The following is a 9243-nucleotide window of genomic DNA, read 5'->3' on the forward strand; positions in this document are numbered from 1 at the left end:
TGAACGTTGTGATGTAAACAGTACAATCACGGTAGTAAAAAACTAAAAATAAAATATAACTTAGGAGAACATATTTTCTCCTATTTATTTTTTCATTTTTTTTATCAAAAGAGAGTGCGACAATTAATTTTTAATAAATATTTTTTTCTTATTTTAGGTTTACTTATTTTTATAATTATTCTTTATTTTTTTCTATTTTTTATCATGATTTTATAATTAAAGTTTAAATACTTTTTTAATAGTTATTTTATAGAATATTTGTATATAACGTTTTATAGTTATATTATATAGTAAAATATTTTTTGTTGATTTGTTATTTATGGTTTTACGTGAAGATACTATTGGTCAAACTTTTTTGTTACCTGTTGATATTAGAAAATTAATTCCAGATAATCCTGTTTGTTTTTTCAGTGATAAGGAGTGGATTGTGTTGATTTTAGTGATATTGATTTTCAATACAAAGATACTCTATGTTAAAAAGCTTATTCTGCAACAATGCTTCTTTGTATAATTTTAATGGGTACTATTTATTCTATTCACAGTAGCCGTAAGTTAGAAAGTATGGTTCGTGAAAATATTGTGTTTATGTATTTAGCTACTTTTCAACAACCTGTTTTTAGTACTATTCTTCTTTTAAATGTGAACATAATGATTTAATATTCTTGAAACAATTAATTATGGTCATAATAAAGATTTAATTGATTTAAAAAGTACAGACAATACCATATAATAAGATTGCAAAATACCAAAACACAACACACTAATAGTAACAGCCAAAAATATAATAAATACATAATATAGAACTAAAACAACAAAAAGAACTAGTAGATCTGACTTAAAAAACAAAATAAATAATAAAAACAATGATCTAGTCAAAAATAATAATTATTGTTCATGACTAACAATGATTGTTGCATGTTCTCTTATTTTTTTGTAGGATATTTTTCTAAAAAGAGTATTTTATGGGGGGAGAGTTTTATTTTCGTCTTCTTTTAACATAGATTGTGATAGTTTCAGGGTGTCGTCCATTTTCTAGAATGAATTTATTAACATTTTCTATAGCTTCAATGTATTCATTTTTATAGATTTTTACATCATCTATCATTACATATGAGGGCATACTTTTTTGTTTTTCATTTATTGAAATTACTTTTTTTATAAAGTCACTGTATTCTTCTTTTGTAAGCTCTTTTTTAACTTCTTTTTTAATCTTCATTTTAATCACATAGGTAGTGTTAGATAATCAATTAGTTTTATATTTTTATCAATGGCTTGTTGTTTATTTTCTTTTGACATAAATAATGCTAAGTCAGCATAATTATACTGTGCTTTTTTTAGAGATTCTATAATAGGGGATACTTGTGTAAGTGGTTTTAGGCCATTGTATGTATTAACTTGTATACTCATCTTTTTAAATGAAAGTTCTTCTGGCATATCTATAATAACTTCTTCTGGAGGAACATCTAATTTATTTGCTATTTCCTCTTCTGCTTCAGTTAAATATTTTTTATTCATATTTACTATTTTTTCAGGATTTTCAAAGTCTATTAAAGGTATAGTGTCAGTTTTTTTATATAATCTGCGCGTATCTATATTTTTCATAGTTTTTTGTGGTAATCCTTTAGTATTTCGTGTTATATTTATTAAGTCACCATCATCAAGATATTGTAGTTCTTTTTCAACAACTACTTTGTCTTTAATTAATCTGGATAATGATACTCTAAACATACTATTTACTATTCTTGTTGTATGATGTTGATATACAGTAGGATACATGAAATATCTTGCTAGTAATGTTGATTCTGCAGCTTGAACTCCCTTTGATGATAATACAAGAGCATTATCACAGTAGGTTAAGCTATATAATAAGCGTTCCGTATCAATAACACCATAAGCAACACCAGTATAATATGAGTCTCTTGCAAGATAGTCCATTCTATCAACATCAAGGTCTCCTGAGATTATTTTTCCATACTTGGTTTTTCCATCAATTATACTTGTAACTAGTTTTGGATCGAATTTTTCATTTAATATGTCTGTAATACTTGAATCTTTTATGATATTTTTAGTTACTGTTTCATGGTCATGTTTTAGTGCTCTTTCTGAAACATGTGAAAATGGGGAGTGACCAATATCATGAAGTAATCCACATATTCTTAGTAATTCAATGATTTCATTATCTAAATTTAGTCTTGTTGCTATTTTATTTGCTAAAAATAAAGTACCTATTGAATGCTCAAATCTAGTATGATTTGCTCCAGGATATACAAGATTTGTAAATCCTAATTGCTTTATTCTTCTTAATCTTTGCATTTCAACAGTATCTATGATTTTTAATTCAAAATCAGTTAGATGTAAATCACCATGGATACTATCTCTTATAAATCCCATTTTCATCAAACTCTTATTATTTTTTTATCTATACTAATTCACTGATTTCTTTTTGATTTAATTTTTGTATACGTTGAATACCATTAATTTCCTTAAGAACTTTAATTACTGAATTTGGAACTAGTTTTTCCCAGTTATCATTATTTAACATTCTTCTTCTTACTTCTGTACCAGAGTATTCTGTTCTATTAAATAGTGGTGGTTGGGTGTAGGGTATGTTTGCTTCTTGGAATAATTGTTGAACTAAACTATTTCCAGAATATACTCTACAAAATGGTGGTGTTAACATTGTAACATGACCTACCCATAGGGAGTTACATGCAATATCTTCTAATGGGAGAATATAATATCTTGATGGATCTATGTTATATTCTCTTAGAGCTTTAGTTAGCATGAGTATACGTTCTCCACCTGTAAAGGGGTTGGATAATGTATGACTTTTTTCAGCACTTCCAATTCCAATTACAAGCTCATCAACTTCTTTTAATGTTTCTTGTATAACACTAATATGTCCCTTGTGGACAGGTTGCATTCTTCCAATTAATAATCCTCTTTTTTCGTTCATATGACTTCCAACATATACTTTTTTTTTAATTTATACTATTTATCTGTTATTTAATATGTTTTTTCATATTATTTATAGTTTTTATTTCATTTTGAATATTTTTTTTCTACTTTTAATAAAAATATGTTTATTTTTACTTTTTATTTTTGAATTTTTTTCCATTTACATAATTTTTTTCTAATTTATTTTAATTAATTATTTTTTTATGAATAGATTCTATTTTTAAATAACTTTAAATATAATTAATGTCAAAAGTTATATTGTATATAATAATAGTCCTTTAGGGTAGTGGCAATCCTACGAGACTCTGGATCTTGTGACAGCGGTTCGACTCCGCTAAGGACTACTTTTTATTCTATTTTTATGTTGATTATGGAGTTTTATGTATGTCTGGATTTTATTCTGAAAAAATTTTTACCAATGAATTATTTGATGTATTTAAACAGGATGCTGCAATTGTTGTTTATCTAAAAATGGAAAATAACTTGATTATTTCATCATGGATTAATGGAGGTTATCAAGAAAATTTGAAATATATTGTTAATCAAACATTAGATGGTACAGATTATGATGAAATGGTTTCAATGGATTATTCCACATTTCAAACAAGATGTATGGAAAAAATTAATTTAAATCCAAATGAATCAGCAGGTATGGCAACATCTGCATGTATGGATAATTATGCAATAAGTGTATATGAATATAAGGATTTAAAAGTAACTTCTATTGTAACAGCAGGTGCAGATAATAATGGAATTAAGGCGGGAGATCCTGCATCATTTTATGAACATAATAATGAATATAATCTCGATGTTGGAACAATAAATATTATAACAATAATTGATGCAAATCTAGAACCAGGAACATTAATAACAGCATCAATAACAGCTACTGAAGCAAAAACTAGTGTACTTCAAGATTTAAAATTAGAAAGTCAGTTTTCAACACATATAGCAACAGGTACTGGTACTGATGGAATTTGTGTTATTTCCAATAAATCTAGTGAGAATCATATTGAAAATGCAGGTAAACACTCAAAGCTAGGTGAAATTATTGCAAAGTCAGTTCAAGAAGCAACAAGAAAAGCTCTCTATCTACAAACAGAAATGTGTATATCTTACCAGAAATCAGTACTTAACAGATTAAGTAGATTTAACATAGATTTTGATACATTCTACAATAAAACAGAAGGTATTACAAAGACAGATTATGCTATGAAATTCAATAATTTCAATAGTAATACAGAAAATATTGCATATATAAGTGGAATTATTGATTTAATTGATGAGACTCAAACAAATCTACTAGAAATATGTGATGTAACACATCCCATAAAAAATATTATTAAATTATTTTTAGATGTGGAATATGATGTAGAATTTAATTCCATTGATGATGTACTAAACTATTTAATCGATGCAATAAACACACATCTTCTAAAATAATCTTTTTTTTTAAAAAGAAAAGGTGGGTAATTATATGAGTATTATTGGTAGGTTCACATTTTTAAGTGTTGCTTCTGTAAAACTACCAATTACTCTTGAATTTGAATAATTAATTCCCTGTTTTCCCATTATAATACTATCAGCTTCACTTTTACGTGCAATAGTCACAATATCATACATGGGACTTCCAAATAAAACCATACTTTCAACATTAATATTGTTTTTAAGAATTAAATCAACAATCTTCTTAATAAACTCATTGGATTTAGCCTCTTGTTCATTATATGACAGATCTACTGACTGATCCATGATATTTGTAACAATGATTGTGGAATTTAATTCTTTTGCAAGTTCAATAGCTTTATCAGCTGCTTTTTTTGAATTTTCTGAACCATCTATTGGTAATAATATTCTTTTAAACATTTACACACCTCATTTAATTATTGTCCTTCTATTTCTAAAAATTTAGCTGTAACAGTGGAAGGTTCTCCATCATTTACTAACTTACCCTTATTTATCAAAATGGTTCTTGTAGAAACTTCTTCAACAAATTCCATTGTATGACTTACAAGAATTATAGTAGTATGTAATTTTTCATTGATTTTCTTAAGTGAATTAGCAACAATTCTTAAAGTAACAGGATCTAAATCACCAAAAGGTTCATCAAGTATTAAAATATCTGGATTGGATATAAGAACAGATGCTATTGCTACTCTAACTTGTTGTCCTCCAGATAATTCAATAAATTGACGTGTTAATAGTGGAAGAGGTAGATCTAATGCCTCAAAGATAGGTTTTACATATTCAATAACAGTTTCCTGATTAATAGATGGGAATAATAAATCAAGAATTTCAGGTCCTAAATTTAATTTTTCTAATTTAACAATAGCCTCATTTCTTGAAAGATCTGTTAATTGGTAGAGTAAATCAAGTGCTTCATCACTTAAACCAATTTCACTGGCTTTTTGCCTTGCTTTTTCATATATTTCATCCATCTTTGGAGATAATTTTGATGCTAATTGTTCAATAACAGGAGTATGTGGTGTTAATGCAAATTCCTGGTGCATAAATCCCATATTTTTACGGATTTGCATACGATTTTCACCATAATCATCCATACTAGTCCAAGTATCATTTATAAGTATTTCAATATTTCCAGAATCTTGTTGTTCAAGTCCTGCAATCATCTTAAGAATTTCTGTTTTTCCAGAACCTGTAGGACCAATTATAGATAATATTTCACCTTTATTAACATTAAATGACACATCATCAATTGTTAAAACATGTCCTCCCTTAAATAGATAGAAATCTTTTCTTAAGTTATCAACCTTTATAATAGGTTTTGTTCTATCCATATCTTTAATTGGATAGATTGGTTCTTCATCTTTTAAGAATTTTTCAATAATAATCTCTGACTTATCAATATCTTGAACTTTTCCATTGAATATTAACATTACTCTATCTGCAAGATATCTTTGAATTTCAGGTTGGTGTGATACAACAATAACAGTAGTGTTATATTTTTCATTGATTCTTTTTATAGTATCTAATGTTTCAAGTCTTTTTTTAGGACTACTCATAGTGGAAGGTTCATCTAAAAGAAGTATTTCTGGTTTTTTAGCTAATTGTCTTGCAAGTACCAGTCTTTGTTTTTCTCCACCACTTAATACTGGTGCAAAATGATTAGCTTTTTCTTTTAAACCCACAGTATCAAGAATATCAAGAGCTTCATCCATGTACTCTTCTTTAACATCATCTATATTGCAGTTTGTTTCATCTCCAGTTTTTATTCCAACTAATTTATGAATAACATTTTCAACTGCAGTTTTAGACCATAAACCAAACGATCGTTGTAGGTGAATTGCTGTTTTTTCTTTAAGTTCATTTTTATATTCTAAGTAATTATCTGGAGTAATTTCTATACCATCAACAGTAATACATCCCTCATCAAAGGGTTCAACTCCCCTTAATATTCGCATAATTGTTGATTTTCCAGAGCCACTAAGTCCCATTATACCATATATTTCTCCATCAGATACTTCAAATGAAACATCATCTAATGCTTTTATCCTGTTGTTATCTTGTAATTTATAAATTTTAGTTAAATGTTCTACTTTTATCATCTAATACACCATTTGTTTATTATATATGTTTTTTATTCTATAAATTATTAGGATTAAATAATATACTCTATATCATGATATATTTTTTCACACATATTGATGTGTTAATAACTCATGAGTATTTTAGGTTGTTTATAGGGATACTTTATTTATTTTCATACCTTTTATTTGCTTATAATTCTTTTATAATGAAAAAAAAAATCTTTATTTTTTATTTTAGATAAAGTTTATATTAGGTATTTTACAAAATATATATCATTCAAATAAATAATATTTGTTTTATATTTTGTTTGAATATTAAAAAAAATTAAGAAGTGAATATAATGTCAACAAATAAGACAATGGCATTTTTATTGGCTCTAATTGTTTTAATAATTGGACTATCAGCGGTAAGTGCGTCAGATGTATCAAATACACATGAAGTGCAAGCTGATTCATCACATGTAGATATACCTACAACAGTTAAGAGTATAGAAACAAGTGATAATAATATTAAAGCACAAGAACCATCAACAAATGTTAAACAAAAAACAAATGAAAATAGCAAATCACTTAATGTCCAAAAAACTAACAAAAACATACAAACAGCTACAAAAGACATAGTGTCTGAAAATACAAAATCTATAGAAAAAACAAGTATTAAACAAAAATCACAAAAAACAGCAGATAAATCAACATATGTTGTTACAAAAGATACATTTAATCAATACTTTAATAATGGAACATTAAGAGATAACATACAAAATGGGGATACATTAGATTTCCAAGGAGATTTCAAAACAAGCAGTACTGAAAATTATACAATGATTTTCAATAAACCAGTAAATTTAATTTCAACTACACAAAACACAAACATCTCACTAAATTCAACAAGTACTGATTTCTTTGGAAATGATTATGGAGATGCAGTAGTATTTGAAAAAACAGCAAGTGGAAGTAACATCACTGGACTTTACTTCTATAATACCCAAATTATAGTAAAAAATGCATCAAACATTATTTTCAATAATATAACAAAAATTACTGAAAATAAAAAGATTGGTGGAGGAATAGGAGGATTTTCTATACGTGAGAATTCTTCATATGTAACAGTAAAAAATAGTTACTTCTACACAAGAGATAATGGTGGAGTAAGTACACTTGTAGGTGCATATGCATCACACTGTATATTTGATAATAACACATTGGATGTTGAAGGTAATGTTGGTAATATAATCTACTTTACAACATACAATGTAGATATTACAGATTATAGTCATACAAATGAATATAATCAAATAACAAACAATAAAATCTATGGACCATCAGTATCAACATCAATATGTTATGGTATAGCAATTAGTGGTTGTCATAACCTTGTAGAAAATAACACCATAGAATACAATAATGGTATGGGAATAACAATACAATGGGGTAGTGGAACACCTGATGAAAGTGGTAGTGGTTCTTCATCCTCTGGAGTACCAACATACAATAACACATACAGAAATAATGTTCTATTAAATAACAGTCATTTTTCACCATCATCCAACAGTACAATAATTAACAACACAGTTACAGGAAGAACAAATCTAATAACAAATACAATTTTATTAAACAATACATTAAATACAGTACAAACATCAGGTATTGTAACAATAGGAAACTCTTCAATAGGAAACATAACAATATTATCAACACCAAAGAAATCAAAAACATCCTACATAATTGAAAATAATACAATTGACAATATTATACTTAAAGCTGCTTCTGGATCAGGAGATACAACTGAAAATATAACAATAAACAACAATAACATAACAGGAAAAATATATGTAACACAAACAAGTGGAGATGTAAACAACCTAAATATTACATCAAATAATATTGGTGATTATGTAGCACTTGGAGAAAAAAGAAATCAAATAGTAACCAATGTATTAATCAACAATAACAAAATAAATTCAACTAAAAGCTATGCAATAAGAATAACTGAAAAATCAGAAAACTTCACAATAACAAATAATCAATTATATGCAATGAATGCTACAGGTAACAGTGCAATACAAAATGATGGAATCATGAATAATATTTATGAATTCAACAACACTCCAATAAATCCAAAAACAACCATAACTATAGATCCTATTAAAAATACAACAGTAGAAAATACTGTAATAATAAGTGGAAAATTATTAGATGAAAATCAAAAACCAATTACCAATGCAACAGTTAAAATTGGAGTAAAAGACCCAGAAAGTAAAAATAAATATAATGTAATTACTGATGAAAATGGAGTATATACAAAAGAATTTAAAGTATACTATGAAGGTTTATATATGGTGGAAGTATCATACTCAGGGGATGCAACACATGCACCATCAAAAGATGAATCATCATTTAATGTACTAGAAGCTACAACAACCTCCATGAATATAACTGGTAATTATAATCTAAATAACAATATAACAATCCATGTTAGTGTAGTAAATAATGCAAACATGCCAGTAGATGGTAAAGTATCTATCACTATTGATAATAATGAAAACATTGTAGATTTAGTAAATGGTTGTGCAAACTTAACAGTTACCCTGACTGAAGCTGGAATTCATACAATAACTGCTACATATCTTGGAAATGATGTGTATGGTCAATCATCTACAACAGAAAACATCACAGTAAACAAAGTAAATACTACTACTATGCTTAATATAGCTGGCGTTGTTGGTTTAAATAAAAA

7 protein-coding genes and 1 pseudogene are annotated in these 9243 nt (G+C 26.9%); 3 read left to right on the plus strand and 5 right to left on the minus strand.

Annotation, left to right across the window (positions count from 1 at the left end; all coding sequences use genetic code 11):
• Positions 1 to 492: 492 nt before the first annotated feature.
• Positions 493 to 657 (plus strand): annotated as a pseudogene (locus tag BZ132_RS07635) (transposase); the annotation flags it as partial.
• 319 nt (positions 658 to 976) lie between these two features.
• Here the strand turns inward: BZ132_RS07635 and BZ132_RS02220 are convergent.
• The 3 genes from BZ132_RS02220 to BZ132_RS02230 are packed head-to-tail and all read right to left on the minus strand — an operon-like array spanning position 977 to position 2956.
• The gene (locus tag BZ132_RS02220) at positions 977 to 1216 is read right to left on the minus strand and encodes a pseudomurein-binding repeat-containing protein (RefSeq protein ID WP_011406034.1); all 240 of its coding nucleotides are present in this window, start codon (positions 1214 to 1216) and stop codon (positions 977 to 979) included.
• A gap of 5 nt (positions 1217 to 1221) precedes the next feature.
• Positions 1222 to 2391, minus strand: coding sequence for an HD domain-containing protein (locus BZ132_RS02225; protein ID WP_286940333.1), 1170 nt, complete (start codon positions 2389 to 2391; stop codon positions 1222 to 1224).
• A gap of 28 nt (positions 2392 to 2419) precedes the next feature.
• Entirely contained in the window at positions 2420 to 2956 is a 537-nt protein-coding gene (locus tag BZ132_RS02230; protein ID WP_011406036.1) for a nicotinamide-nucleotide adenylyltransferase, read from the minus strand.
• A 386-nt stretch (positions 2957 to 3342) separates the two neighbouring features.
• Between BZ132_RS02230 and BZ132_RS02235 the strand changes: the two genes are divergently transcribed.
• Entirely contained in the window at positions 3343 to 4401 is a 1059-nt protein-coding gene (locus BZ132_RS02235) for an adenosylcobinamide amidohydrolase (RefSeq protein ID WP_286940335.1), read from the plus strand.
• 30 nt (positions 4402 to 4431) lie between these two features.
• Here the strand turns inward: BZ132_RS02235 and BZ132_RS02240 are convergent, their stop codons facing one another.
• Positions 4432 to 4824, minus strand: a complete 393-nt coding sequence (locus BZ132_RS02240; RefSeq protein WP_112149371.1) for a universal stress protein — start codon at positions 4822 to 4824, stop codon at positions 4432 to 4434.
• Between the two features lie 17 nt (positions 4825 to 4841).
• On the minus strand, positions 4842 to 6524 hold the full coding sequence (locus BZ132_RS02245) for an ATP-binding cassette domain-containing protein (RefSeq protein ID WP_286940337.1): 1683 nt from the start codon (positions 6522 to 6524) through the stop codon (positions 4842 to 4844).
• A gap of 323 nt (positions 6525 to 6847) precedes the next feature.
• Between BZ132_RS02245 and BZ132_RS02250 the strand changes: the two genes are divergently transcribed.
• Positions 6848 to 9243 (plus strand): Ig-like domain repeat protein (locus BZ132_RS02250; protein WP_286940340.1); only part of this gene is annotated, 2396 nt, incomplete at its 3' end.

The sequence above is a fragment of the Methanosphaera sp. DEW79 genome, assembly GCF_003266085.1.
Taxonomy (GTDB): Archaea; Methanobacteriota; Methanobacteria; order Methanobacteriales; family Methanobacteriaceae; genus Methanosphaera; species Methanosphaera stadtmanae.